The organism is Vreelandella stevensii S18214 (assembly GCF_000275725.1).
In the GTDB taxonomy this organism is placed as follows: Bacteria; Pseudomonadota; Gammaproteobacteria; order Pseudomonadales; family Halomonadaceae; genus Vreelandella; species Vreelandella stevensii.
Map to the genome: position 1 here is coordinate 219,390 of NZ_AJTS01000040.1, position 25,224 is coordinate 244,613.

Sequence of the window (25,224 nt, forward strand, 5' to 3'; positions counted from 1 at the left end):
GTACTCGCCCTTTCATCTGAAGGATAGAACCACTGCAAAAGACGATGGCCCGCTCAACCAACCCCCGGCACCGATCGTTTCGGCCAGGCAATCACAGCGCAAGGGGCATCTCGTACTGTTGCGGGTCGTCATCCGCTTGAAGGGCTACCGACTTGGCGGCGGCAGCCAGTATCCGCGGCTCCATCAACCTTGCCACGGCTTCGAACACAGGCACCACTACCGAATTGCCAAACTGACGGTATGCCTGTGTATCGGACACCGGGATGACGAAACGGCTTTCTCCCGGCTGGTCAAAGCCCATCAACCTGGCGCACTCCTGGGGGGTCAGTCGTCTGGGCCGATGCTTCTGATTATGGTCACTATAGAAGTCCATGGCGTCATCGAAGCCTCGATCCACCAGAATCTCCGAACCGTCCTTGTGATAACGGGCAGAGAGCGTGCGGGCGACATCGTTGGGCCGCGTCAAGCCAAAACCGAAACCGTTGCCTTTTGCACGATGCTTCTGGGCGTACTTGTACAAGTACGCCCATAATTTCGGCGTCAGGATGTACTTGTCGTCGACCTCCGGGTCCAGCAGGTCACCAAAGGCAGGGCGCTCCTTTGGGTACATCTTATGGATATCCCTCAGGGTAAACCCTTCATGAACACCCAGATCTCGACGGAACCCCACCAGAACGATGCGTTCGCGATGCTGCGGCAGAAAGTGCCGCGCGTCGATGACCTTGGGATCCTGCCCTTTGGGCGAGTTCACATCCGCCACGTCATAGCCTAGCTCATCCAGGGTCTCACAGATGATCCTGAACGTTTTGCCTTTGTCATGGCTCTTGAGGTTCTTGACGTTCTCCAGCAGGAAAGCGGCGGGCTTCTTGGCGGCCAGAATACGCGCCACATCGAAGAACAGCGTTCCCTGCGCATCACACTCGAAACCGTGCTTTCGACCCAGGGAGTTTTTCTTCGACACACCGGCCAACGAAAACGGCTGACATGGAAAGCCCGCCAGCAGTACGTCGTGATTGGGAATCTGCCGATCGATGTGCCTGTACGCCGTCTCTTCGTCGATGCTCAGGTCGCCACTCAGCGTGACTTCACGAATGTCCTCATTGAACCGGTGCTTGCGCGGGTCACAAAAGTGATTGGCCTTGTAGGTACGCACGGCATATTTATTCCACTCCGAGGTAAAGACGCACTCGCCCCCAATCGCCTCGAACCCCTTGCGTATGCCACCAATCCCGGCGAACAGGTCGATAAACCGAAAGGACGGCTGAAGGTCACTGGGCCGGGGAGCAGGCAACATGGACACCATTTGCTGATAAGCCGCACGCGTTACTTTCGGCTCCGCCTTACCCTTGGCCCAGCGGTTGATGGTCTCGCGACACCAGCTCCCCTTGTCAGCCATGGCGAGCGCCTCGGCGATGGCGCCCTGATCATAAATCTCCAGAAGCTTATCCAGCAGTGCTCGCTCGCTGAGCGCCTCGTAAGGCGACGGAGAGGCGCCCGGCAGGCTGGCAACCACGCCAGAACTTGCACCTGTTTGGACATCGATAAGGTGAGACATGCAAACCTCTGGGTCAAATCTGTGACAATGGCGCACGATTGTATCCCAAAAAACTAGCTCCGCGAAGCGTTTACGGATGAATTCGGCTGTCGTACAACATCTGTTCCGTCACTGGCTGGTCAAGCTCCCCCATCGCCGCAAGGCGAATGTTTTTGGCGACGTCATCGACCGCATCATCCAGGGTTCCCAGCAGCTGGAACTCGGCGGCATTCACATAGCGAGCCTTCTGGCGGTCCGTGCCGGTAAACGACTGCTCAGCCCCCGTCTGCCATGACGGACGCTCACGTATCTGGCGCAAGGTGGGCGTGTCCAGCAGTTTCGCCAACAGCAACACGCGCTTACGCTCACCGATGCGGTTAAGCAGGTAGCCCGTTCCGCGCTGTTTGTCCCAGATCGGTTTGACCATGATCATGTGCAGCGTCTTGATCCCTTTACGCGCCAAATCCTGCATGACCTGTAACTGGCCATTATTAATCCCAAAGAAGAGGCCGCCACGACCTCGCTCGACGTAGGGAAACTTGTGTTTTACCTCCAACTGCATGAGCGTCCCATTGGGCAATCGCGCCACACTATCGATATCCCAAACGCCATCGAAAAAAGGCTGTATCGCGCAATTTTTAAACAGTCGATGCAGGACGACATGTTTAAAAATATCGCGGCTGTAATGACTAAAAATGCCTGACCAAAAAGCTTGTTGCGAGCGGTGTTCGTCAATGACCGCGCTGGTTGGCATCCTGAAACGGGGGGAGTCATATCCACGACTTTTCAACATGAACGACTGAATCGGAATATGCGTCCTGCCCTGCCACTCCTTGATGAAGAAGTCTCTGGCGCTCTCGTCGTAATAGCAATCGAATAGAAACTCATCCTTGCCCGACGCAGGGAGCAGGTGGCGACTCAGGTCAGTGGCGGCCTCGCCAGCCCCCGAGTGATCCCATAGCCACCACGCGTTGACGTAGCGGGTGCGGGGCCGTCGCTTGATGGTCAGTGTTCTGACCAGAGACACGGGCAACACGTGCACCTGCTGGGTCATCAACCTGTCCAGATAGTCATTGAAGACCGCTTCAATGACCAACCCTTCCAACATCCGGCTCTTGTCGGACCGAATCAGTATTTCCTTTAATTGTTCAAGATTGTCCAGCGGGATATCCCGCAACGGACCAAAAGGAGTCAGCAAGCTCATGTTGTATCACCTCTGCACTGCCTATCAGAGTTTGATCCTGGCCAGGCAAGGAAAAATTAGCAACGTTGGGCTGCGTTGATCTTGCCGTTGCCCCGTCATGGTAGTCCTCGGCACCCCGAATAAAGTAGGCTTAGCCAACGAGCAGGCTCATTAAACTGAATGAGCCGATTGAGAGACGTTGCGAGGGAGCGCCATGAAATTAGCGATTGTGGCCACGCGGGCGGGCGTGGGGTTGGAAGCCCCAGCGGATCTGCCCAAAAAGATCTAGTATGATTTAGTTATCGTTGTTATCTGCCGCTAAAAGTAAATGGATTCGTTCAACTTCGCTCACTGAGGCTTTCTGTAAGGCTGTCCAACTATCCGGTGGGTTGCCACTGCTGAGCATTTTCTGAAAGACAGAGTAAGCATCATGCTTACTGCCATAAGCACGTTTTGTAGCGTCATCATTGACCCATGCATAAATAATGATTTTGCTCGCAGCATCGTAGCGAAAGAACAGCCGGTACTGCTGGTAGAACTTTGCTCGTTGCCAATGAGTGTGCTCTGTGCCAAGCGTGCTCCCTTGGCGGTATTGAGTGCCTGATGGATCCTGCGGAATATCATTCAAGGCTAGCTTCATGATCGCTGCTAGACGCTTGGTGGCCGCCTTGTTGCGATAACCGGCAGGATCTTTCGATTGAAGATGTCTCACCTTCAAGGTGAGTGCTTCGACTTGTTCCAAGAACAACGGATGGGCATAAATCGTCCATCCATTAACCTCCAGAGGCTTCATTCGTCGTCATCATCCTCTTCCAGCGCCTCTTCGAGGTCTACCTCAATACCTGCGGTAAGCCGTTCGGCCTCGGCAAAGCTACTGGCAGTCACCGGGCGAATATTTTCTGGATGCGCCAGAAGATCGCGCTCTAGAAAATTGAGGAAGTTGACCATCACAGGGTCGTGCTTGGCCTCATCACTCGCCTTGGAAAGCACCACTTCACCATCAGGACGAACGGTATAATGAATACGGTCTCGGCGCTTCAGCTTTAGTGCCCGGCGAACCGATGCAGGAACAGTCGTTTGATAGCGATCCGTCAGAGTTGAGTCGTCTTCGATAAGCGTGCTCACTGTCGCTCTCCGCTTGATAGCAATGCAAAGGTAATGCATACAAAGGTAATGCAAGCGCATTACTTCGTCAAGCTGTCTCCGCTACTTGAACCGGTTGCTTAATCGCTACCAAAGCCTTCTTAATTACGTTAGGTTAAATACTTAAGCTAATGTAGCTTTATCCTACATTGGAGTAAGTGACAACTGCAGAGGAAAGGCGATGACGCTAGCCATTGTGGCCACGCGGGCGGGCGTGGGGTTGGAAGCACCGGCGGTGCATGTCGAAGTACATCTGGCAAATGGCTTGCCGGGCCTGACACTGGTGGGCCTGCCGGAAACCGCCGTAAAGGAGAGCCGCGAGCGGGTGCGCAGCGCCTTGATCAACGCGGGCTTCGATTTCCCCAACACCAAGCGCATTACCCTCAACCTCGCCCCGGCGGACCTGCCCAAAGAGGGTGGCCGTTTCGATTTGCCGATTGCGCTGGGCATTCTCGCGGCGTCGGGCCAAATCCCGGTGGATGCGCTGGAAGGCATGGAGTGCGCAGGTGAGCTGGCCCTGGATGGCAAGCTGCGGGCGGTACCCGGCGTGCTGCCCTTTGCCCTGGCCACTCGCCGTACCAACAAGGCGTTGATCGTGCCCCGCGCCTGCGCCGATGAAGCCGCCCTGGCGGGCGATCTACCGGTGCTGCCCGCCGACTCTCTCTGGCAAGTCGTCGCCCACCTGTTGGGCCAGGAAAAGATCTCACCCCACCAGCTCTCGGCATCGGCCAAATCGACCACACCCATGGCCGACCTGGCCGATGTGCGCGGCCAGCACCAGGCCCGCCGGGCGCTGGAAGTGGCCGCTGCCGGGGGCCACAACCTGCTGTTTGCAGGCCCCCCCGGCACGGGCAAGACCATGCTGGCCAGCCGCTTGCCCGGCATTCTGCCGCCGCTTTCCGAGGACGACGCCCTGGAGGTGGCGGCGGTGCGCTCGGTATGTGGCCTGCCGTTGGAGGCCGACTGGGGCCAACGGCCTTTCCGCCAGCCCCACCACAGCGCCAGCGCCGCCGCACTGGTTGGCGGCGGCTCGAAGCCCAGGCCAGGGGAAATCTCGCTGGCGCACCACGGAGTGCTGTTTCTGGATGAGCTGCCGGAGTTTTCGCGCCACGTGCTGGAAGTGTTGCGTCAGCCACTGGAGACCGGCGAAATTCACCTCTCCCGCGCCAGCCATGAGCGCCGCTACCCTGCTCAATTTCAGCTCGTTGCCGCCATGAATCCCTGCCCCTGCGGGCACCTGGGCGATCCGCGAAGCCGCTGCCAGTGCAGCGCCAGCCAGATTCAGCGCTACCAGGCGCGTCTCTCTGGCCCGCTGCTGGACCGTATCGACCTGCAGGTGGAAGTGCCCGCGCTGCCACCGGAGCAGCTCACCGCACAAACCCAGGGCGAGCCCTCCAGCGCGGTGCGCGAACGAGTCATGGCCGCCCGGGAGCGGCAAATGGCAAGAGGTGCGCTCAACAGCCAGCTCAGCGGTAAAGCGCTGGAAGCCGCCTGCGCCCTCAACGATGAAGAGCGCGCCTGGCTGGCAGGCGTGCTGGAAAAACTCAAGCTATCCGCCCGCGCCTACCACCGGGTACTGCGCGTGGCGCTTACGCTGGCCGACCTGCAAGGGGAACCCAAGCCCTCTCAGCCGCACTTTATCGAAGCCATCGGCTACCGGCAGCTGGATCGGCTATTGAAGGGAGCTTAATGCACGTTCTCGATAAAGCGATCGAGCGCTTCAAACAGCACTTCACGGATAGGATCTGCTTCGTTCACCAAGTGGTGGCGCGCCTCCGGGTGGCGGTGAATCTCCGCGTTGGGAAACTTCTCCGCCAGGATGGCCAGGTTCCACTCCCAATCGACGGTGAGGTCCTGCTCGCCTTGAAGAATCAAGGTGGGTAGCGGGCTGGGCTCCAGCGCCAACAGCCGGGGCATCCAGCGGCGCATGGCGGTAATCCACGCCACGCTCAACCGTTCAGGTTGCAGCGGGTCCTGGTCGCGCAGGAATTCGGTGAACTGCTCATCGGTAGAGTTGGGCCGATACTTGCGCGGCAGCTCCTTGACGAACGGGCTGGCGATCAAGTGAAGCCAGCTGGATTGGCTCCAGCGCCAGGGCCGCACCAAAGGTGCCAACAGCACGATGCCTGCCCAGCCTGCCTCGTCCTGGCGCGTCAACGCATCCGTGGCCAGAATGGCCGCGCCGGTACTCTGCCCGACGCCTAGCCACGGCGTAGGCGCCATGCCATACACCTGCAGCGCTTCTTGCAGGTAAGTCAGGCAGTGCTGGTAGTCGTCGAAGTCTTCGATCTCGGCCCGGGGGCCGCTGGAGAGCCCATGGCCCGGCAAGTCCCACAGCACCACGCGCCAGCCCTTGGCCAGCAAGCAGCCCAGCAAATGGCGATACAGCCCCAGGTGGTCGAAATAGCCGTGAATCACAAACGCCGTGCCTACCGGTGCAGGCGGGCTCCACACCTGGCACCAGAGCGCAAACCGGCCGGTATCGATGAAACCAGCGTGCACCTCGTGGTTGTCACTCAATAAGGCCGCCAGACCGTAATGGCAGAAGTAGTCGTGCATGGCGTCCATGAGTGCCTCGCCCGGCCTCAAGAGAGAGAACGGCGAATCGCCTGATGCCTGGCGAAACAGGCCTTCCAAATGCTGGAAATTATGCATCAACGTCTCTCCGTGAACATGACACATCCATGGGCTGCCGAAACAGCGCTTGATCGCAGCGGCAGCGGGGCCACTCTCATCATTTGGTCGAGCATTTTACCGCTTTCGGGTCTACCCTGTTTACATGCCACCGCAGGTGTGGAAGTATTTTCCATAAATTACCTTTCACCCGAGCCGTGGCACTAGAACAATCCACGGGCACCTTCACAGGAGATCCCCATGAGCGAGCGTATCACGCGCCACCGTTTACAGGTGGCAGCCGACCTGGACCGTTTCATCAACGAGCAGGCTCTGCCGGGCACCGGCGTCGACGAAAGCGCCTTCTGGGCCGGTGTCGATGCCCTGTTCCACGAGTTGACCCCCAAAAACCGCCAGCTGCTCGAAGAGCGCGACACTCTGCAAGAGAAGCTGGACGCCTGGCATCGGGAAAACCCTGGCCCGGTCAGCGACATGCCCGCCTACCGTCGCTTCCTGAAAGAAGTGGGCTACCTGGTAGAGCCACCGAACAGCGTGAAGGCCACCACCGCCAACGTCGACCGTGAAGTGGCCATTCAAGCGGGCCCACAGCTGGTCGTCCCGGTGAGCAACGCTCGTTACGCCCTGAACGCGGCCAATGCGCGCTGGGGCAGTCTGTACGATGCGCTGTACGGCACCGATGCCATCTCAGAAGAAGACGGCGCGGAAAAAGGCACCAGCTTCAACCCGAAGCGCGGCGAAAAAGTCATCGCTTACGCCCGTGGCGTGCTGGACCGTGCCGCCCCGCTGGCCACCGGTTCCCACCGGGATGCGGTGAAGTACGTCATTCGTGATGGTCACCTGGTGGTCAGCCTGGAGGGCGGTCGTGAAACCGGCCTGCAAGATGCCAGCAAGCTGATCGGCTTCAACGGCGACGCTTCGGCCCCCGAGTCGATTCTGTTGGCCAACAACGGCCTTCACCTGGAAATCCAGATCGATGCCAGCCACCCCATCGGCAAGACCGACCCGGCACACGTCAAGGACGTGCTCGTCGAAGCCGCGCTGACCGCCATCATGGACTGCGAAGATTCCGTGGCAGCGGTAGACTCCGAAGACAAGGTCGGCGTGTACAGCAACTGGCTCGGCCTGATGAAGGGCGACCTGGAAGAGAGCATCGAGAAAGGCGGAAAAACCTTCACCCGCAAGCTGCACGCTGACCGCACCTGGCAAACCACCGACGGCAACAGCGTTACACTGCCGGGCCGTTCGCTGATGTTCGTGCGCAACGTGGGCCACCTGATGACCACGCCTGCGGTGCTGGACGAAAACGGCAACGAACTGCCGGAAGGCATCCTGGATGCGGTCGTGACCTCGCTGCTGGCGCTGCACGATCTGAAGAAAGACGCCGACCAGCCGCGCAACTCCCGCGCGGGTTCGGTGTACATCGTCAAGCCGAAGATGCACGGACCCAAAGAAGTCGCGTTTGCCAACGAGCTGTTTGGCCGCGTGGAAGACATTCTGGGCATGAGCCGTGACACCCTGAAAATGGGCATCATGGACGAGGAGCGCCGCACCACGGTCAACCTCAAGGCGTGTATCGCCGAAGCCACCTCGCGCGTGGTATTCATCAACACCGGCTTCCTGGACCGCACCGGCGATGAAATGCACACCGCCATGGAAGCCGGCCCGATGGTTCGCAAGGGCGACATGAAGAGCGCCGCCTGGATCACCGCCTACGAGAAGAACAACGTGCAGGTCGGTTTGGCCTGTGGCCTGCGTGGCCGCGCCCAGATCGGTAAAGGCATGTGGGCCATGCCCGACCTGATGCACAGCATGCTGGAGCAGAAGATCGGCCATCCGAAAGCCGGTGCCAACACGGCGTGGGTACCGTCACCCACGGCGGCTGCCCTGCACGCCCTGCACTACCATCAGGTCAATGTCGCCGATATTCAGCGCGACCTGGAAGCCCAGGGCGAGCCGGATCTGCTCGACGACCTGCTCACCGTGCCGGTAGCAGAAAACGCCAACTGGTCGGATGACGAGATTCAGCAGGAGCTGGATAACAACTGCCAGGGCATTCTGGGTTACGTGGTGCGTTGGGTAGAGCACGGCGTCGGCTGCTCGAAGGTGCCGGACATTCACAACGTCGGCCTGATGGAAGACCGCGCCACGCTGCGTATCTCCAGCCAGCACATTGCCAACTGGCTGCACCATGGCATTGTCGATGCGCCGCGTGTGGAGGAGACCCTCAAGCGCATGGCAAAAGTGGTCGATGAGCAGAACGCGGGCGACCCGACGTACACCGCCATGAGTGCGGATTTCGCAGGCTCCACAGCGTTCAAGGCAGCCTCCGACCTGATCTTCAAGGGCCGCGTCCAGCCCTCTGGCTACACCGAACCGCTGTTGCACGAGTGGCGCCAGGTACACAAGGCCAAGTAAGCACTACTGCTAAATGGCCTGCCAAGCCCCAAGGCTCGCGCCCTGGGGCTTTTTTATTTATGCTAGCTTACGTTAACGTCAAGGAGAACAACAACAATGACCGTGATGACCGCCGAGCAGATTGAGCACTTTTTAGATGAAGTCTTTCCCCAGCGCATGGGCAAGATAGAGAGCGTGGGCGAGATGTGCGCCACCCTGCGTCTAACTATTGGCCATGAGCACTTGCGCCCTGGCCCTCGCGTGTCGGGCCCCACCATGATGGGCTTTGCGGATGTGGCGCTCTACGTGGCGATACTGGCCCAGATTGGCCCCGAGCCCATGGCCGTGACCAGCGATCTGAACTGCCACTTTCTGCGCGCGGCGTCGGGGGATCACGACATCGTCGCCCACGCCAAGCTGATTAAGCTGGGCCGCCGCCTGGCGGTGGGCGAAGTGCAGATTTTTTCGGTCAGCGATGCATCGCGCCCCGTGGTGCATGTCACCGCCAGCTATGCGTTGCCAGACAAGCCTGAAAACGTTTAATCAAGGTGGCGAGAAGCCAAGCAAGCGCTTAACAATCGTTATAAAGTAAGCAGTGGCTGTTTTATCGATATGGCGATTCGTTAATGATCCTGCCCAACCTGCTACTCGCCCCCCAGGCACTCGGTGCGCTGCAGGGGACACACAACGCCGCGCTGGTAACGCTATCATGGCTCATTGCGCTAGCGGCCTCTTATGCCAGCCTCGAGATCATTCGACTGGTGGGCAGTACGGACTCACGGCTATGGCGTCGCTGGTGGCTGCTGGCCGGGGCTAGCGTCATGGGGGTCGGTGTGTGGAGCATGCACTTTGTCGGCATGCACGCCTACCAGCTGAGCTTTCCGGTCACCCATGCCCCCCTGCTGACCCTGCTCTCCGTGTTCCCCGCGATTATCGGCAGCCTGGTGGCCATGAACCTGCTCTGTCGCGAGACCCTATCTCATCGCCAGACGCTGATAGCAGGCACGAGTCTCGGTCTGGGGATTGGTGTGATGCACTATAGCGGCATGGCAGCCATGCGCATGCCCGCGACGCTTTACTACGCACTCGATCTGTTTCTGGTGTCGCTGGTGGTGGCCGTGGGCCTGGGCGTGGTCAGCGCCTACGCCTACCGGCTTAGCCGCCGGGATGATGGCATGCGCCACTATCATCGCTACGCCTTACTGTCGGCGCTGTGTATTTCCGTGGCGGTCAGCGGCATGCACTATGTCGCCATGCGGGCGACCTGGCTGGTGCCACACTTACCCCTGACCGCACAGGCTACCTTGCACTCCCACGAGTCCCACTGGCTCATCTACCTGATCAGCGCAGCGGCGGTTACTACGGCATTCCTGACGCTGGCGGCTATCCAGGTGCAGCGCCGCTTTCAGGCCAGTCAGCGTCACGGCGACATGACCCAGCGGCGGCTATCAGAAGTCATTGCAGCCCTGCAGGACGGCGTGGTGCTGTTCGACCACTCAGCCCGTATCCGGCTATGCAATGCCGCGTTCGAGCGGCTCACCGGCCGCAGTGCAGAGCAGCTGTTCGACACCTCAGTGGCGAAGGTCGCCTATGCCAAGAATCAGCAGACCCTGAACGGCCAGATTCAACAGGCGCTATCAGAACAGGGTAAATGGAGCGGCATGATCACCGCGCTGCGCGCCGATGGAGAGGAGTACCCCGCCTGGCTGAGCGTCAGCCGCGTGCGCTACGCCAATCGCCAGCAACCGGATTATGTGGCGCTACTGAGCGACCGCACCGTAGAGCACCAGGCCCAACAGCGCATCCGCTACGCCGCCTACCACGACCGACTAACGGGCTTGCCCAATCGCCTGGCGCTTCAGGAGCACTTAAACGCCCGCATGGAAAGTCCGGCCGAGGCACGCCATTTTGCCTATCTGGTGCTGGTCGACATTGACCGTTTCAAGGTATTGAACGATAGCCTGGGCCAGGAAGTAGGCGACGAGCTACTGCGACAGCTAGGTAAGCGCCTCAACCAGCAGGTTGACGAGAACACCTACGTGGCACGTCTGGATGGCAATGAGTTCGCGCTTTACGGTGAGCTGGCCGCTTCTTCCCAGGCTGCCGCCGAGCGTCACGTCCAGCAGCGTGTGACGAACCTGCTAGCCAGCTTGTCGTCACCCTATCAGCTGCATGGCCACACCTACCCCTGCAAATTGAATGTGGGCCTGCTGGTCTGCTCTCTGAGTGACATCGACCATATTAGCCAGCTGTTCAAGCGTGCCGGATTGGCGTTACTGGAAGCCAAACGCCAGCGGGACGGCCAACCACAGCGCTTCTGCTCGGCCATGGAGCAAGCGCTGGAAGAGCACCTGACGCTGGAACGCGAACTGCGCCTGGCCATCGAAAACGGCGCGCTGAGTTTGCACCTTCAACCACAGGTCGATGCACAGCACCAACTCAAGGGAGCCGAGGCGCTGGTGCGCTGGCATCATCCAGAACAAGGCATGATTTCGCCCGGGCGCTTTATCCCCGTGGCCGAACAGACCGGGCTGATCCTGCCGCTGGGCGCCTGGGTCTTGCAGGAAGGCTGCCGACTGCTGGGCCATTGGCAACACGTGCCGCACCTGAACTCACTGAAGCTGTCGCTGAACGTCAGTGTGCGCCAATTTCAGCAGCCCGATTTCGTCGAGCAGGTCGTCACGGCACTGAGCAGTGCCAAAGCGCCTCCGGAATGCTTGACGTTGGAGCTCACCGAGTCGCTGCTACTCAGTGACCCGGAAGGCACCATCGACAAGATGCGCAGGCTGCGCAAGCTGGGTATTCGTTTTGCGCTGGATGACTTTGGCACCGGTTACTCGTCGTTGGCCTATCTGAAATCACTGCCGTTGGACACCCTCAAGATCGATATTGCCTTTGTCAGAGATCTAACGCTGGACATCCAGACGACGCCCATTGCTGGCACCATTATCGCGCTGGCCGACAGTCTGGGATTGGAGGTAGTCGCCGAAGGCGTGGAAACCGCCGAGCAGTGCACTGTTCTGGAGCGACTAGGCTGCCAGGTTTACCAGGGCTACTATTTTGGTAAGCCAGTGCCCGTGGACGCTTTCATGGAAAGCGCCCAAATAGCGTAATCGCCGCTAACGCCAGCCATCCGCCGATCAGCAACACCCCACCGATGGGGGTGACGATGCCCACGTTCAGCCCTGCCAGCACCATCAGGTAGAGCGAGCCGCTGAATGCCGCCATCCCCGTGGCCCACAGAGCCAGCACCCAGTGCTGGCCAGGGTGTGGGCACTGGCTGCGCCAGGCCAGCAGCACCATCATGGCCAACGTATGCCACGCCTGATAACGCACGCCGGTTTCCACCACCTCGACCATGGCCGCACTGGTGCGTGCCGACAGCCCATGGGCCGCGTAAGCGCCCAGCATGACCATCATCGCCCCCGAAAGCGCTGCCAACCCCCACCACCACCGATCGCCTTGCTGCACACCCTGCTCCTTTTACTCAGGTGAGCGGCTTACCGCCGCACCGTTAATCGTCGAGATATTGCGTGCCACACATACCTGGCCGAGGCTGAAACCGCTACAATAAGGGCCGTTTCGCTTCACCCACTGGGACGCTCACTGTTTATGTCTACCCCCAATGAGTCGATACAGCTTACGCTCAATGGCGAAGCCTACGCCATTGCCCCGGGCCTGACCGCCGCTGATCTGGTCGCCCAACTGGGCTTGAGCGGGCGGCGAATCGCCGTCGAGATCAACGAACAGATCGTGCCCAAGAGCCAACTGGCCGCCACCGCGCTCGCCGATGGCGACCAGGTCGAAGTCGTCCACGCCATTGGTGGCGGCTAACGGCCATCGCGCTTTTTCAAGGAACCGCCATGACGCAACTGACCGACACACCGTTCACTATTGCCGGACGTGACTTTACTTCCCGCCTGTTGGTAGGCACCGGCAAGTACAAGGACTTTACCGAAACCGGCGCGGCCATTGCCCAGAGCGGTGCCGAGATCGTCACCTTTGCCGTGCGCCGCACCAACCTTGGCCAGGACGCCGATGCGCCAAACCTGCTCGACGTCATCTCGCCCAGGCAGTACACCCTGCTGCCCAATACCGCGGGCTGCTACAACGCCAAGGATGCGATTCGCACCTGCCGCCTGGCCCGCGAGCTGCTGGATGGCCACAACCTCGTGAAGCTGGAAGTGCTGGGCGATGATCACACCCTCTACCCCAACGTGGTCGAGACGCTAAAAGCCGCAGAAACCCTGCTGGCCGATGGCTTCGAAGTCATGGTGTACACCAGTGATGACCCCATAGTGGCACGTGAGCTGGAAGCCATGGGCTGCTGCGCCATCATGCCGCTGGGCTCGCTGATTGGTTCGGGCCACGGCATTCAGAACCCGCACAACGTGCGCCTGATCGTCGAGCAGAGCAAAGTTCCCGTACTGGTGGATGCCGGTATCGGGACGGCCTCGGATGCCGCCATGGCCATGGAGCTAGGGTGCGACGGGGTACTGCTGAATACCGCGATTGCCCACGCACGCGACCCGCTGCGCATGGCCAACGCCATGAAGCTGGCCGTGGAAGCTGGCCGCGACGCCTTTTTGGCAGGGCGCATGCCGCGCCGCCAGAGCGCCGACCCCTCTTCGCCATTTGCAGGCCGAATCAACGGCTGATACAGAGACATCATGACCGACACCAACGACACTGTGCCGAACGGCAACACCACTGGCCCGGAGAGCGCAGATGCGCCGCTGCACCGTCGCGGCATCAAAAGCTACGTGATCCGTGCCGGGCGCATGACCCAAGCCCAGCAGCGCGGCCTGGAAGAAGTATGGCCACGCCTGGGCTTGACTATTGCCGATGGCCGCCAGGATCTGGATGCCCTGTTTGGCCGTCAAGCCCCCCGCGTGGTGGAAATTGGCTTTGGCATGGGTAATTCGCTGATCGAACAGGCAGAAACCCACCCGGATACCGACTTCATCGGCATCGAAGTACACGCCCCTGGCGTGGGCAAGCTGCTGGACGAGGTCGACAAGCGCGGTTTGACCAACCTGCGGGTGTACCGTGAAGATGCGCTGGCCGTCCTCGAGCAGTGCTTGCCGGAAGCCTCGCTGACGACCCTGCAACTGTTCTTCCCCGACCCATGGCCGAAGAAAAAGCACCACAAGCGGCGCATCGTCCAGCCGGCCTTCGTGGAGCTCATTCGCACGCGCCTCATGCCCGGCGGCACCTTCCATATGGCCACCGACTGGGAAGCCTATGCCGAATGGATGGCCGAGGTGATGGAGGACGCCCCTGGCTACGCCAACACCGCCACGCCCGAGACCGCACCTTACGTGCCCCGCCCGGCCTTCCGCCCGCTCACCAAGTTCGAAGCGCGCGGCGAGAAGCTCGGTCACGGCGTATGGGACCTGATCTACCGCCGGGAAGCCTGACGCCCGGTCTATGCCGCGACTGACCCACCAAAAAAGAAAGCCGCTCCAATGGAGCGGCAAAAGACCGTGACTATCAATGAGAGGGAGAAACCATGACAGGAAACTGGCGGTTTCTGTCTTGGCCTGTGGCGTCTCATCAAACGCCACACCCACAATATAATAGTTCTCATTTACCCCGTCAACACAAATAAGAATATTTTTTATTACCATTTGTCGACGGCGAAGATCGCAATCGCCTCCCACAGGAGATGAATAAAACTTGGCACGCATAAAAAAAGAAAGCCGCTCCAGGGGAGCGGCAAAAGACCGTGACTAGCAATGAGAGGGAGAAACCATGACAGGAAACTGGCGCTGATCCTGGCCGAATCGCTGTCGTGGTTGCCAGCGTCTCATCAAACGCTGGCAACCACAATATAATCATTCTCATTTATCCTGTCAACACAAATGCGAATGCTTTTTATTTATTTCTATCCCCCCACCCATTGCAGCCACATTGGCAGCGTCAGCATCGCCAATAGCGTCTGTCCAGTGATGATCGCCGCCATGAGCTCGGCATCGCCGCCCAGCTGTCGCGCCAGGATATAGGCCGATGTGGCCGTGGGCAGCGCCGCAAAGAGTAGCGCCACGTCTCGGCTGACGGGGTCCAGCCTCAACGCCCAGGCCAACACCAGCACCAATACAGGCATCAGCACCAGCTTGATGGTATTGGTAGCCAGCACACCGCGGTCAAAGCGCAGCAACGCACGCGGGCGCAGCGCCACCCCGACAGCCACCAGTCCCAGCGGCAAGGCAGCGCCTCCCAGCAGCGAGACGGTGTCTTCGCTCCAGCCGGGCAGGCCGATACCGCACAGATTCAAGGCAATCCCCACCAGGCAGCCCAGAATCAGCGGATTCTTGATCAACGCCAGGGCGCTTTTGCCCACGCTGGCACTGCCCAGGGTGCCCGCTGCCACAAAGCTGGCGACACACATCACGTTGACGATAGGCACCATTAGCGCCACGGCCACGGCAGCCGTCGTGGCCCCCAGGCTGCCATGCAGCGCGGCGGCACCCGCGACACCCACATAGGTATTGAAGCGCACGGCCCCCTGAAAGACAGACGTGAACGCCGCAGGCTCCAAAGCCAACCAGCCCCGAAAATGCCAGAGCGCCATGCCAAACAGCGCCATCGCCCCCAGCAGCACCAGCGCCAGCCGCCCCACAGGCACCTGACTGACATCCGCCGTGGCCAGCGTGCCCACCAGCATGGCGGGGAACAGCACGAAATAAATCACGCGCTCCATCTGTACCCAGAACTCACTGCTGGGCCAGCGGCGGTTGCCCAGTAACGCTCCCAGCAGAATCAGTAGAAACAAGGGACCAAGCGCGCCCGTAATACTCTCCATTTGTTTTCCTTATCAAGTGCGACATCCCAGCACAGCGACATCCGCTGGATAGCTGTTACCATGAATCCAACTTCCCCGCCTCACGGCTTGCGTAGCGACTATTCTGCCATGAAGAAATTGCCTGAACCCGTCGAGCCGACGGGTTTTCCAGCGCTAAAAGTGTTGATATTGGTCACGGGCCTCGCGCTGGCGGCCTGCACCTGGTATGTCTTTGCCAACTGGCTGAAGGGCGACAGCGATGTGGTCTGGTTCTCGCCCAGCGGTGAGTGCAACTTGCATACTAGCCAATGTTCGGCAACGCTGGGAGACAAGGGGCACCTGTCCCTCTCCATCGATGCCCATGGGCGTATCCAGGCGCTGGAAGTGCTGCCTCTGGACGTCGAAGTGGACGGCGTTAGCGCCAGTCAGGTGACCGTCGACTTCGTGGGCCGAGACATGGACATGGGCTTGCACCGTTTCACGCTGAACGAAACGGCGCCCGGCCATTTCCACGGCCAGGGGCAGGTAGGCATTTGCACCCAGGACGTCATGCCTTGGCGGGCTCGGGTCATTCTCGATACGCCCGAGGGCAAGTTGGGTAGCTGGTTCGATTTCGATGTCACAAGGAGCTGAAGGCATGGCGGCAGCAAATAAACGTAAACCGCTGGTGTGGGGGTTGGCACTGCTGGGTGTACTGCTGACGGTCAGCGCCGTCGGGATGTACCAGCTGGCCACCCCGTCGAACGACGGCGAGCCGCAAGGCGGTCCCATCGCCATGCCCTCCACCCACGGCGACTTTACGCTGACCCAACTGGATGACGACGAGATCGCCGTGGTCTCTTTCGGTTACACCTACTGCCCAGACGTCTGCCCCATGAACCAGGCCGTGAAGCGCCAAGTGCTGTCACAGCTGGACGAACAGCAGCGTGAGCGTGTGGTACCGGTGATGATCACCGTGGACCCAGAACGCGATACGCTGGAGCGAATGAATGAATACATGCAGTTTTTCGGCGAAGAGTTCGTGGGGCTGGTGGGCAGCCAGGAGCAGTTGAGCGATGTTGCCGAGCGCTATGGCGTCATCTGGCGCCGTGTCGAGGCGCCGGATTCCGCCATGGCCTATACCATCGACCATAGTGCGTCACTGTTTCTGGTGAACCGTGAGGGAACCATTCTGCAGCGGGTGCTCTACTCGCCCACCCCCCATGGGTTGAAATCTGCCCTGGAGAGCGAGCTGGGCGGCTAGTCCGCCTCCCGCGTGCTTTCCTCTGCGGGAGCGTCGGGCGCCTCTTGAAGTCGCTCGACCATGGCCATCAGGGCTTTGGCCTGCGTGCCTTCACGGGTGTCATGCAAAGGGTTGATTTGCCATGTGCTTTCGGCAAACCCCCACCAGTCCCAACAGGCTTGCGGGTTGGCCATGCTGCTTTCGGTCTGTGGGTAGAGGATAATCTGTCCGTGCTCCTCGGCCCAGCGGTTCAGGCCGCTGTAGCGAGCAAAGGTGTCGCCAATCGCTTGGTCATTCATCTGGCAGCCATGCAACGCCACGGTAACGGGGCAGCCTCCCGCGTCACACGCCTCGGGCACGAAGACATAGCCCGTATCAGCCAAGCCCTTGACGGCAAACTCGGACTGATCGAAGCGCCGTAACTCGCCTTCACTCTCCTGCACGGGCCGCTCGGGATAGAGCCAGGCCAGCATATCGGCGGCCACATTGTCACCACAGGCCAGTACGTGACTACCGCCGCCCAGATGGCAGTCGCCCAGGGATTGGGGGTCGATGGGGGCATCCTTGGGCATCGCCACCGGCCAGCCGTGTCCGGTGTTCTCACGCTGCACGTAGCGCAGCTGCTCGTCGGGCTCTGCCAGCCAACCTTGCCACTGTTTGGCTAACAGATCACCCAACGCGGGTGAAACCGTTGCATCGGCATCGCCATGCCACACGTAGGTTCTGAGCTGGCGCAGCGCCTCGCGGCTGCCTACTTGCTCCAGCGCCATATAGCGCTCATGGCGCTGTTCCAGCGTGTCCAGTGAAGGCAAGCCTCGGCGGGTCATCATGCACTGGTTGAGCGCCAGGCTCAGCGCCCCCTGTGCACAGCCCCAAGGGCCTGCGCCCAGCACCCCAACGCCGCTGAAACGCTCCGGCCAGGCAACGGCCAGCTGCGTGGCCATGTAGCCCCCCGACGAAACGCCCACCACTGAAGCAGCCTCGGGCATCGCACCCAACGCAGGCAGGTCAGTTGGCGGCGTTTCCGCCTGCACATGGGCAGCACTGCCACCCATGAGCATCAATACGCCGAGCAGGCGATAAGCAGTGGCGGCAGGCATGGGTTACTCGACGCCCAGCAGTTCAACGCGGAAGGTAAGCATCTCATTCGGACCGATCGGCCCTTGGCCACCCTCACCGTAAGCCAGCTCGGCAGGGATGTAGAGCATCCAGCTGTCGCCCACGCTCATCAGTTGCAGCGCTTCCTGCCAGCCTTCGATGACCTGATTCACCTGGAAGCTGACCGACTGGCCACGCTCGAAAGAGCTATCGAACACGGTGCCATCCAGCAGCATGCCTTCGTAGTTCACTTCTACGGTGTCTTCTGCGCCAGGCGTGGCCCCATCGCCAGACTCCAGCACTTCATATTGAAGGCCCGACTCGGTGACTTCGACACCCTCACGCTCGGCGTTCTCTGCCAGGAAGGCCTGGCCTTCTTCCAGGTTCAGCTGGGCAATTTCAGCGGCCTGCTGTTCGCGGGCCTCCATGGAGCTCTCCTGGAAGGTCATCAGCGCTTCCATCATCTCTTCTTCGCTCATCGCCAGCTCATTGCCGTCGAACACGTCGCGCATACCATCGGTGAAGGCATCGAGATCCAGGTCTTCGATATCGGCCTGCATGCTCTCGCCCAACGTTACCCCCAGGCTGTAAGCCAGGCGTTGCTCGTCGGTCTCGGGGGCCGCGGCGGCGAACGGTGCTACCAGCAATAAACCCGTCAGGGCAGTAGAAGTCACAAGTGCTTTCATGGAAAAACCTTATCCAGCGGCGCAGCGCGCCAACGTGTTGTCGAATCCCTAAAGACTAACACCCGCCGCGTCAGGCTGCATTACCTGACGCGGCGGGTGTTGTTCAGGCGTCCCCTTCAGACAACAGGATGCCGCAGAGGTTTACACCACTAGTGTAGGGCAGTGTGCCGCCCCAGCCACGCGCTGGGACACGCTGCCCAGCAGCAGGTTCTTTTCGCCATTGGTGCCCTGTGCCCCAATCACGATCAAATCGCACTCCCGCTTGCGCGCGAAGCGCACGATGGTACGCGAAGGGCGCCCGCCCTTGACGAAAGCGCGCACGCGCAGGCTATCGGCTCCCAGCTCGATGGCATGCGACTTGGCGTGCACCGCAATTTCGGTGGCGTACTCTTTCAAGGCATCGTCCGGCAGGTCCAGCTTGTTGGGCCGAACCATGGAGAGCGAGGCCTCCAGCAGGCTGTGGTGCTTGAACACGCACAGCAGGTAGAGCTCTGCGCCGGTGAGCATGTGCAGGCCAACGGCCTTCTCCAGTGCCTTGATGGCCCCCTTGGAGCCATCGACAGGAATCAAAATGCGATTGAACATAAGCGCTCCTGTGGCTAGCGGAAAGCAAGGTCGCGCAGGAACAGCGCAATTTGCGGGAACATGATGACCAGAGCCGCGGCCAGGATCAGCATGAAAATGAACGGCGGCGTGCCGCGGATCACTTCCAGGTAAGGCCGCTTGAAAATCGCAATGGCGGTAAAGATGTCACACCCAAAGGGCGGCGTCGCCGAGCCAATGGCCACCTGCAGGGTGATCAGTACCCCCACCAGTACCGGGTCCAGCCCCGAAGCCGCAATCGCTGGCGCGAAAATAGGGGTCAGCACCAGAATCACCACGATGGGATCGACGAACATGCAGGCCACGAAGAAGGCGATCGAAATAGCCACCAGTACGCCCACGGGCCCCGCTTCGTTGATCCCGAAGGTACCCAGGATCGTCTGCGGGATCTGGGCAAACGAGATGATCCACGAGAAGCCGTTGCCTGCCGCCACCAGGATAAACACCACGGCGGTGATCAACCCCGTGGACTTGGCAATGGTGAACATGTCCGGCAGCTTCAGCGAGCGGAAAATCACGAATTCCAGCAGGAAGGCGTACAGTACGCAGGCCGCCGCCGCCTCGGTCGGGCTAAACACCCCGCCGTAAATACCACCGACGATCAGCACTGGAAAACCTAGTGGCCAAAGCGCCTTTTGCACGGCCACGGCTCGCTCTTTCCAGCTGGCCTTGGGCTCGGTGGGCACCTTGTTGACGATGGCGTAAATAATGCAATACGTGGAGAACATGGCCAAAATCAGCAGGCCCGGACCGATACCAGCAATGAAAAGCTCGGCAATCGACGTTTGTGATACCACCCCGTAAATGATCATGCCGATACTGGGCGGTATCAAAAAGGCGATGTCGCTGGAGTTGATGATCAGCGCCAGGGTGAAGGGATCTTTATAGCCAGCCTTCAGCATGCGTGGACGCAACGGGGAGCCGACGGCCACCACGGTAGCCTGGGTAGACCCGGACACGGCACCAAACAGCGTGCAGGAGACCGCCGTACTGACGGCCAGGCCGCCTTTGATATGGCCCACGAAGGTCATCACCATGTCGATCAATCGGTTGGCCGACTGCCCGCGGGTCATGATGTCGGCTGCCAGAATGAACATGGGCACCGCAATCAGCGCGGTGGGGCTGATACCGCGCATCATCTGCTGGATGAGCGTTTCCATCTGCCCCAGGCCGCCGAAGCTCATGAAAAAGCCCACGAAGGCCGCGGTCATCAAGGGAATCATCATCGGGAAGCCGAGCAGCAGCAGCACGATCATGATGGTAATTATCGTTGCAGTCATGCGTGTTTCCTCGCTGCCTAGACTTCGGTTTCGGTGTCCTTGTAGCCGTCCACCACATGCGTGGACAGGTACACATCCTTCGAAAGCAGGTTAGTGATCGCCGTCATGACGTATTGAATGCCGGTGACGGCAAAGCCCACGGGCACCCAGACGTACATCCACCAGGCCGGAATACCTGTAGAGGGCAGGCTGCGGCCGCGGCCCATGATGGTGTCGATGTAACCAATCGAGAAGTAGCACAGCACGAACATCACTAGCGCCGTGAACAGGCTGATGACAATCATCAGCGCGCGGCGCCCTCCTGTGGGCAGCGCATCGTAGATCGCCGACATGCGGATATGCCGACCATGCCGAGCGGCATAGCCAATCCCGGCAAAGGTCACCAGCACGATCAGCATACGGTTGACCTCTTCGGAAAAGTGCAGACTCTCACCGAACACGAAGCGACCAATGACGTTGGCCACGGTATTGATCGCCATCAGAATGACGCCCGTCGCCAAAATCACGGCCTCCATTTTACTGATCCACGTATCAACGGTACCCAGCAGCCCAGGCAGCATAGAGCGATACTGTTTTTCAGCAACATCATCTTCGCTCATATCCATTGGAGTTGTTCCTCTCTGTTCCCGTTAAACTTGTCGGTCTACCTTGCTACTGTAGCGGCTTAAAACAGCACACCATTCAACGCTGATTAGCCGCACCCGCGTCACGGTAGATGGGTGTTGCTCTTCACCAAGGGGTGAACAAAAAAGGGGCAGCACTTGGCCACCCCTTTTGCTTTCACGCATTTGCGGGCATTGCAGGCATCACTCCTGCCAGGCCCTCGCCATGAATCAGTTGCTGGTCACGGCTTCGAGGTCTTCCTTGAACTGCTCGAGCAGTGCCGCACCGCGCTCGCCAGTCATCTCCACGAAGCGCTCTTCTACCTGGGGCGCACGCTCGCGGAAGGCTTGAATCTGCTCTTCATTGAGACGCGTCACGGTCACGTCATCCGAGGCGGCCTGGATTTTCTCCAGCGACTCGTCGGCCAAACCAGAGATATGCTCCATGGTGTGCTCGTAAGCCGCTTCCGTGGCATCACGCACCAGCTGCTGATCATCTTCCGAGAGGCCTTCGAAGAAGTCCTGGTTGGCCATCATGGCCGTGGTGAACCAGCCATGACCGGTGAACACCAGGTTGGGGGAAACTTCATACAGGCCGCCCGACTCGATCCAGAAGATGGGGTTTTCCTGGCCCTGCAGAATGTTGGTTTGCAGGCCACCATATACCTCACCCCAGGGCAGCGGCGTGGGGCTGGCGCCGAAGGCGCGATAGGTTTCCGCCAGCAGCGGGTTGGTCATGGTGCGGATGTTCTTGCCACGCAGCTCGTCTGGCGAGGTAAACGGCTCGTCGAGGGTGACGACCATCTCACCTTCTGGGTACATCTTGAGCAGCTCCAGCCCCTGCTCCGCGTAGAGCTCCGGGAAGGTTTCATGGATCGCGGTGCTGGAGTTGAAGAACTCGATGACCGTTTCTTCATCGGTGGGCAGCAGGTAAGGGACGAAGAAGATTTGCGCTTCGGGGATCAGTGCGCCCGTGAAACCAGGCGACTGGTTGACGAACTGCAGAATACCCGCCTGGGTCTGCTCCATGATGTCGTCAGACTCGCCCAGCTCGCCAAAACGATATACCTGGACGGTGTGGTCGGAATTCTCTTCCACGTACTCCTTGAACGCCATGGCGAAGACGTCCTGAACGTCGCCTTCATACTCTTCGTGGGCATAACGCCAGTTATCTGCCTGCGCAGCAGCGCTCAGGCCCAGCAGCAGAGCACCTACGCTCGCGGACGTGATGAGTTTCGTGGTGAGTGAACGGGTCGAAACAAACTTGTTTGGCTTCATACAGAGTTCCCTGACAGTGGTAGCGCGCTCTAAGAGTGCGCATGAAGTTAGTGTTGTCTGTCCAGTGCTGTCCTGATCAACCGCTAACACGCAGAAACGCTTTCACCTATCGATTAATGGCTGCTGGTGATTTATGGCTGCTGGATTCATTGCTGTGGGTTAGCGGGCGATTGCCACACAAGTGGTCACAGGTTATTCAAAAACAGCTTAATTTCAGGCTAGCGTGGTGATTTACAGTGGTCAAGCTGACTTGCCAGACATTCAAGCGCAGGGGAGATGCCATCGCATACGCGTGAACCACTCAACGAAGCGCTGTCAAATTTGGCAAAAAAGAGCCTATTCTGCAGCCAAATGCTACGATCTTGCATGCTATCATCAACTTCCTCCAAACGCTGTGAGACATGCTCGGAAGCCTGCGCCCACTGCTGCCAACGTTGAAGATTTACACGCTCGGCCTGCAGCTCGGCAGTTTTGATGCTCTTGCGCAACGTATCGATGGCCTCATCCTCAGCCGCTTGAGGCTTCAATTCACGGCGCAGGTGACGTAACGGCTCGGTAAACTGGCGCTGCCAGTGCGCTCGCTCACGGCTAATATCGGCAAGCACCTCACGTTTGGCCTGGAGGCCGTGGCAATACAGCCATCCGTGAAACAGCAATTCGCAGACATCCACGTCGGCGGCGTCCTGTAGCGTCAAGCACGCCTGCTCCACACCGGGCTGGGCGTAAAAGGCCAGCGCAAAATCCCATAGCGAACGATGCTGCAAAGCCTGCTGCAAGTCCTGCAATCGGTTAGAATCCATGAATTTACCCACTGGTTTCGGGAGAAAGCATGATCGCACTGCGCCAAGTCGCCCTGCAACGAGGTACGCAAACGCTCCTGGAAAGCGCCGACCTGACCCTGCACAACGGAGTCAAGGCAGGCATCATCGGGGCCAACGGGGCGGGCAAGTCGAGCCTGTTCAAGCTGCTGCTGGGCGAGCTGGGCCCGGACCAGGGCGATGTAGAGATGAGCGGTGGCCAGCGTATCGCACACATGGCTCAGGAAGTGGAAGCGCTGGACCGCCCCATCGTCGAGTACGTGCTGGATGGCGATCATGCTCTGCGCCAGGCCGAAGCCGACCTGCTGGCCGCCCAGCAGGCGGGGGATGCCCACCGTGAAGCCGAGTTGCACGGCCTGATCGAGACGCTGGATGGCTACAGCGCCGCCTCCCGCGCCGCCCAGCTGCTGGTGGGGCTGGGCTTCATACAGGCCGACCTGCAGCGCCCGCTTTCCGATTTTTCCGGTGGCTGGCGTATGCGAGTCAACCTGGCCCGCACCCTGTTCATGCCTTCCGACCTGCTGCTGCTCGACGAGCCGACCAACCACCTGGACCTGGATGCACTGCTGTGGCTGGAGCAGTGGCTGGTACGTTACCCGGGCACGCTGCTGCTGATCTCCCACGACCGCGACTTCCTGGATGCCGTGTGTGACCACATCGTCCACATGCATCAGCAGACCCTGGAGCTTTACCGGGGCAACTACTCACGCTTCGAGCGTACCCGCGCCGAGAAGCTCGCGCTCCAGCAGGCCGAAGCCGCCAAGCAGCAGGCACGCCGTGAGGAAATAGAGCGCTTCATCGCCCGCTTCAAGGCCAAAGCGACCAAGGCTCGCCAAGCCCAGAGCCGCATGAAGATGCTCGAGCGCATGGAAGATATCGCCATGGCGCACGTGGACTCGCCCTTCCACTTCACGCTGCCCGCCGCCGACAAAACCTCTCACCCCCTGCTGGTGCTGGACCAGGCAACCCTGGGATATCGCAGCGAAGCGGCCGATGTCGCGCAGCTGGAAAAGGTCAATATCACTCTGCTACCCGGTAGCCGCATTGGCTTGCTGGGGCCCAACGGCGCGGGCAAATCCACGCTGATCAAATCGCTGACCGGCGAGCTGGCCCTGCTAGAGGGCAAGCGGGTGCCCGGCGAACATCTGGCGATTGGTTACTTTGCCCAGCATCAGCTGGAAGGGCTGGACGTGACCACCACCCCGTTTGTCCACGTCCAGCGGCTCTCTCCTACCGCCAGCGATCAGGAAATCCGCAACTTCCTGGGCGGCTTCGGTTTCAAGGGCGATGACGCCTTCGGCGAGGTGGCAACCTTCTCGGGGGGCGAGAAGGCGCGCCTGGCGCTGGCGCTGGTGGCCTGGCAAAAACCCAACCTGCTGCTGCTGGACGAACCGACCAACCACCTGGACCTGGAAATGCGCGAAGCGCTCACTGAAGCGCTGGCCGCGTTCGAGGGCACCGTCATCCTGGTTTCCCACGACCGTCACCTGCTGCGCGCCACGGTCGATGAGTTCTGGCGTGTGGCCGACCATCGGGTCGAGCCGTTCGATGGCGACCTGGAGGATTACCGCGCCTGGCTGAAAGCACGCCTGGAAGAGAGCCGACGCGACGCACGCAGTGAAAAGAGCGAGCGCCAAGGGCAGCAACCCACTACCGACCGCAAGGCCGCTCGCAAGGCCGCCGCCGAGCTGCGTGAAAAGCTGCGACCCTTGAAAAAGGTCCGTGATCAGGCCGAAAAACAGATGGAGAAAGCCCAGGCAGCGCTGGAGGAAGTCGAAACCGTGCTGGCCGATGCCACCCTGTATACCGACAGCGCCCGCAAGGCGGAACTGACCCAAGCGCTGGCGCGGCAAGCCGATGCCAAGGTCGAGCTGGAGCGCACCGAGCAAGCCTGGCTGGCCGCCGAAGAGGCGCTGGAAGCCATGGAGGCCGAACTGCTGGCCAGCGAAAACGCCTGAGGTTTTT

Annotated in this window: 24 protein-coding genes; 10 read left to right on the plus strand and 14 right to left on the minus strand. The window is 60.1% G+C overall.

Features of this window, described 5'->3' with window-relative positions; genetic code table 11:
- Window positions 1–91: 91 nt before the first annotated feature.
- From dcm to HSS18214_RS0111415, 4 genes are all read right to left on the minus strand, one after another.
- Window positions 92–1,555, minus strand: coding sequence for a DNA (cytosine-5-)-methyltransferase (gene dcm / locus HSS18214_RS0111400; protein ID WP_083844204.1), 1,464 nt, complete (start codon window positions 1,553–1,555; stop codon window positions 92–94).
- A gap of 70 nt (window positions 1,556–1,625) precedes the next feature.
- Window positions 1,626–2,738, minus strand: a complete 1,113-nt coding sequence (locus HSS18214_RS0111405) for a hypothetical protein (RefSeq protein ID WP_016915425.1) — start codon at window positions 2,736–2,738, stop codon at window positions 1,626–1,628.
- Window positions 2,739–3,012: 274 nt separating this feature from the next.
- Complete coding sequence (locus HSS18214_RS0111410; RefSeq protein WP_016915426.1) at window positions 3,013–3,510, minus strand: type II toxin-antitoxin system YhaV family toxin; 498 nt, start codon at window positions 3,508–3,510, stop codon at window positions 3,013–3,015.
- A complete protein-coding gene (locus HSS18214_RS0111415) occupies window positions 3,507–3,842 on the minus strand; it encodes a type II toxin-antitoxin system PrlF family antitoxin (RefSeq protein ID WP_016915427.1) in 336 nt (111 codons plus the stop codon). Before HSS18214_RS0111415 ends, HSS18214_RS0111410 begins: the two co-directional genes overlap by 4 nt.
- Window positions 3,843–4,041: 199 nt before the next feature.
- Between HSS18214_RS0111415 and HSS18214_RS0111420 the strand changes: the two genes are divergently transcribed.
- A complete protein-coding gene (locus tag HSS18214_RS0111420; protein ID WP_016915428.1) occupies window positions 4,042–5,550 on the plus strand; it encodes a YifB family Mg chelatase-like AAA ATPase in 1,509 nt (502 codons plus the stop codon).
- Here the strand turns inward: HSS18214_RS0111420 and HSS18214_RS0111425 are convergent.
- Window positions 5,547–6,515, minus strand: coding sequence for an alpha/beta hydrolase (locus tag HSS18214_RS0111425; protein ID WP_016915429.1), 969 nt, complete (start codon window positions 6,513–6,515; stop codon window positions 5,547–5,549). The genes HSS18214_RS0111420 and HSS18214_RS0111425 overlap by 4 nt on opposite strands.
- Window positions 6,516–6,734: 219 nt before the next feature.
- On the opposite strand from HSS18214_RS0111425, the gene HSS18214_RS0111430 reads away from it, so the two are divergent.
- From HSS18214_RS0111430 to HSS18214_RS0111440, 3 genes are all read left to right on the plus strand, one after another.
- Entirely contained in the window at window positions 6,735–8,909 is a 2,175-nt protein-coding gene (locus HSS18214_RS0111430; RefSeq protein WP_016915430.1) for a malate synthase G, read from the plus strand.
- Between the two features lie 96 nt (window positions 8,910–9,005).
- Window positions 9,006–9,431: a PaaI family thioesterase gene (locus HSS18214_RS0111435; RefSeq protein ID WP_016915431.1), complete on the plus strand. Its 426-nt coding sequence runs from the start codon at window positions 9,006–9,008 to the stop codon at window positions 9,429–9,431.
- Window positions 9,432–9,514: 83 nt separating this feature from the next.
- Window positions 9,515–12,001 (plus strand): EAL domain-containing protein, encoded by a 2,487-nt coding sequence (locus tag HSS18214_RS0111440; protein ID WP_016915432.1) that lies wholly within the window; start codon window positions 9,515–9,517, stop codon window positions 11,999–12,001.
- Here the strand turns inward: HSS18214_RS0111440 and HSS18214_RS0111445 are convergent.
- Window positions 11,976–12,359: a DUF423 domain-containing protein gene (locus HSS18214_RS0111445; RefSeq protein ID WP_016915433.1), complete on the minus strand. Its 384-nt coding sequence runs from the start codon at window positions 12,357–12,359 to the stop codon at window positions 11,976–11,978. The two genes, HSS18214_RS0111440 and HSS18214_RS0111445, sit on opposite strands and share 26 nt — an antisense overlap.
- Window positions 12,360–12,500: 141 nt before the next feature.
- Between HSS18214_RS0111445 and thiS the strand changes: the two genes are divergently transcribed.
- The 3 genes from thiS to trmB are packed head-to-tail and all read left to right on the plus strand — an operon-like array spanning window position 12,501 to window position 14,308.
- The gene (thiS, locus tag HSS18214_RS0111450) at window positions 12,501–12,722 is read left to right on the plus strand and encodes a sulfur carrier protein ThiS (RefSeq protein ID WP_016915434.1); all 222 of its coding nucleotides are present in this window, start codon (window positions 12,501–12,503) and stop codon (window positions 12,720–12,722) included.
- Between the two features lie 29 nt (window positions 12,723–12,751).
- Window positions 12,752–13,546, plus strand: a complete 795-nt coding sequence (locus HSS18214_RS0111455; RefSeq protein WP_016915435.1) for a thiazole synthase — start codon at window positions 12,752–12,754, stop codon at window positions 13,544–13,546.
- A gap of 12 nt (window positions 13,547–13,558) precedes the next feature.
- On the plus strand, window positions 13,559–14,308 hold the full coding sequence (gene trmB, locus HSS18214_RS0111460) for a tRNA (guanosine(46)-N7)-methyltransferase TrmB (RefSeq protein ID WP_016915436.1): 750 nt from the start codon (window positions 13,559–13,561) through the stop codon (window positions 14,306–14,308).
- 467 nt (window positions 14,309–14,775) lie between these two features.
- Here trmB and HSS18214_RS0111465 read toward each other — a convergent pair whose 3' ends face one another.
- On the minus strand, window positions 14,776–15,693 hold the full coding sequence (locus HSS18214_RS0111465; RefSeq protein WP_016915437.1) for an AEC family transporter: 918 nt from the start codon (window positions 15,691–15,693) through the stop codon (window positions 14,776–14,778).
- Window positions 15,694–15,753: 60 nt separating this feature from the next.
- Between HSS18214_RS0111465 and HSS18214_RS0111470 the strand changes: the two genes are divergently transcribed.
- Window positions 15,754–16,305, plus strand: coding sequence for a hypothetical protein (locus HSS18214_RS0111470; RefSeq protein WP_230478402.1), 552 nt, complete (start codon window positions 15,754–15,756; stop codon window positions 16,303–16,305).
- A gap of 4 nt (window positions 16,306–16,309) precedes the next feature.
- On the plus strand, window positions 16,310–16,915 hold the full coding sequence (locus tag HSS18214_RS0111475) for an SCO family protein (protein WP_016915439.1): 606 nt from the start codon (window positions 16,310–16,312) through the stop codon (window positions 16,913–16,915).
- Here the strand turns inward: HSS18214_RS0111475 and HSS18214_RS0111480 are convergent.
- The 7 genes from HSS18214_RS0111480 to HSS18214_RS0111510 all read right to left on the minus strand — a co-directional run bounded on the left by HSS18214_RS0111480 (window position 16,912) and on the right by HSS18214_RS0111510 (window position 23,253).
- Window positions 16,912–17,994 carry an alpha/beta hydrolase family protein gene (locus HSS18214_RS0111480; RefSeq protein ID WP_016915440.1) on the minus strand — a complete coding sequence of 361 codons (1,083 nt, stop codon included), beginning with the start codon at window positions 17,992–17,994 and terminating at the stop codon, window positions 16,912–16,914. The two genes, HSS18214_RS0111475 and HSS18214_RS0111480, sit on opposite strands and share 4 nt — an antisense overlap.
- Before the next feature lie 3 nt (window positions 17,995–17,997).
- The gene (bamJ, locus tag HSS18214_RS0111485; RefSeq protein WP_016915441.1) at window positions 17,998–18,678 is read right to left on the minus strand and encodes a BamJ family beta-barrel-assembly machinery protein; all 681 of its coding nucleotides are present in this window, start codon (window positions 18,676–18,678) and stop codon (window positions 17,998–18,000) included.
- A 141-nt stretch (window positions 18,679–18,819) separates the two neighbouring features.
- Window positions 18,820–19,263, minus strand: a complete 444-nt coding sequence (locus HSS18214_RS0111490; protein ID WP_016915442.1) for a universal stress protein — start codon at window positions 19,261–19,263, stop codon at window positions 18,820–18,822.
- Between the two features lie 14 nt (window positions 19,264–19,277).
- The gene (locus HSS18214_RS0111495) at window positions 19,278–20,561 is read right to left on the minus strand and encodes a TRAP transporter large permease (protein ID WP_016915443.1); all 1,284 of its coding nucleotides are present in this window, start codon (window positions 20,559–20,561) and stop codon (window positions 19,278–19,280) included.
- A gap of 17 nt (window positions 20,562–20,578) precedes the next feature.
- Entirely contained in the window at window positions 20,579–21,166 is a 588-nt protein-coding gene (locus tag HSS18214_RS0111500) for a TRAP transporter small permease (RefSeq protein WP_016915444.1), read from the minus strand.
- A 228-nt stretch (window positions 21,167–21,394) separates the two neighbouring features.
- Window positions 21,395–22,441, minus strand: coding sequence for a TRAP transporter substrate-binding protein (locus tag HSS18214_RS0111505; RefSeq protein ID WP_016915445.1), 1,047 nt, complete (start codon window positions 22,439–22,441; stop codon window positions 21,395–21,397).
- Window positions 22,442–22,659: 218 nt separating this feature from the next.
- A complete protein-coding gene (locus HSS18214_RS0111510; protein WP_230478403.1) occupies window positions 22,660–23,253 on the minus strand; it encodes a TIGR02444 family protein in 594 nt (197 codons plus the stop codon).
- A gap of 17 nt (window positions 23,254–23,270) precedes the next feature.
- Here HSS18214_RS0111510 and HSS18214_RS0111515 point away from each other — a divergent pair, with 17 nt between their 5' ends.
- A complete protein-coding gene (locus tag HSS18214_RS0111515; RefSeq protein WP_016915447.1) occupies window positions 23,271–25,217 on the plus strand; it encodes an ABC-F family ATP-binding cassette domain-containing protein in 1,947 nt (648 codons plus the stop codon).
- Window positions 25,218–25,224 lie beyond the last annotated feature (7 nt).

Excerpts from the sequence above, each read along its gene's own strand:
- HSS18214_RS0111405 (WP_016915425.1), bottom strand. The coding sequence starts at position 2,738 with ATGAGCTTGCTGACTCCTTTTGGTCCGTTGCGGGATATCCCGCTGGAC.
- HSS18214_RS0111425 (WP_016915429.1), bottom strand. The coding sequence starts at position 6,515 with ATGCATAATTTCCAGCATTTGGAAGGCCTGTTTCGCCAGGCATCAGGC.
- HSS18214_RS0111410 (WP_016915426.1), bottom strand. The coding sequence starts at position 3,510 with ATGAAGCCTCTGGAGGTTAATGGATGGACGATTTATGCCCATCCGTTG.
- HSS18214_RS0111515 (WP_016915447.1), top strand. The coding sequence starts at position 23,271 with ATGATCGCACTGCGCCAAGTCGCCCTGCAACGAGGTACGCAAACGCTC.
- HSS18214_RS0111470 (WP_230478402.1), top strand. The coding sequence starts at position 15,754 with ATGAATCCAACTTCCCCGCCTCACGGCTTGCGTAGCGACTATTCTGCC.
- bamJ (WP_016915441.1), bottom strand. The coding sequence starts at position 18,678 with ATGAAAGCACTTGTGACTTCTACTGCCCTGACGGGTTTATTGCTGGTA.
- thiS (WP_016915434.1), top strand. The coding sequence starts at position 12,501 with ATGTCTACCCCCAATGAGTCGATACAGCTTACGCTCAATGGCGAAGCC.
- trmB (WP_016915436.1), top strand. The coding sequence starts at position 13,559 with ATGACCGACACCAACGACACTGTGCCGAACGGCAACACCACTGGCCCG.
- HSS18214_RS0111500 (WP_016915444.1), bottom strand. The coding sequence starts at position 21,166 with ATGGATATGAGCGAAGATGATGTTGCTGAAAAACAGTATCGCTCTATG.
- HSS18214_RS0111490 (WP_016915442.1), bottom strand. The coding sequence starts at position 19,263 with ATGTTCAATCGCATTTTGATTCCTGTCGATGGCTCCAAGGGGGCCATC.
- HSS18214_RS0111440 (WP_016915432.1), top strand. The coding sequence starts at position 9,515 with ATGATCCTGCCCAACCTGCTACTCGCCCCCCAGGCACTCGGTGCGCTG.
- HSS18214_RS0111430 (WP_016915430.1), top strand. The coding sequence starts at position 6,735 with ATGAGCGAGCGTATCACGCGCCACCGTTTACAGGTGGCAGCCGACCTG.
- HSS18214_RS0111420 (WP_016915428.1), top strand. The coding sequence starts at position 4,042 with ATGACGCTAGCCATTGTGGCCACGCGGGCGGGCGTGGGGTTGGAAGCA.
- HSS18214_RS0111465 (WP_016915437.1), bottom strand. The coding sequence starts at position 15,693 with ATGGAGAGTATTACGGGCGCGCTTGGTCCCTTGTTTCTACTGATTCTG.
- HSS18214_RS0111435 (WP_016915431.1), top strand. The coding sequence starts at position 9,006 with ATGACCGTGATGACCGCCGAGCAGATTGAGCACTTTTTAGATGAAGTC.
- HSS18214_RS0111505 (WP_016915445.1), bottom strand. The coding sequence starts at position 22,441 with ATGAAGCCAAACAAGTTTGTTTCGACCCGTTCACTCACCACGAAACTC.
- HSS18214_RS0111455 (WP_016915435.1), top strand. The coding sequence starts at position 12,752 with ATGACGCAACTGACCGACACACCGTTCACTATTGCCGGACGTGACTTT.
- dcm (WP_083844204.1), bottom strand. The coding sequence starts at position 1,555 with ATGTCTCACCTTATCGATGTCCAAACAGGTGCAAGTTCTGGCGTGGTT.
- HSS18214_RS0111480 (WP_016915440.1), bottom strand. The coding sequence starts at position 17,994 with ATGCCTGCCGCCACTGCTTATCGCCTGCTCGGCGTATTGATGCTCATG.
- HSS18214_RS0111475 (WP_016915439.1), top strand. The coding sequence starts at position 16,310 with ATGGCGGCAGCAAATAAACGTAAACCGCTGGTGTGGGGGTTGGCACTG.
- HSS18214_RS0111495 (WP_016915443.1), bottom strand. The coding sequence starts at position 20,561 with ATGACTGCAACGATAATTACCATCATGATCGTGCTGCTGCTGCTCGGC.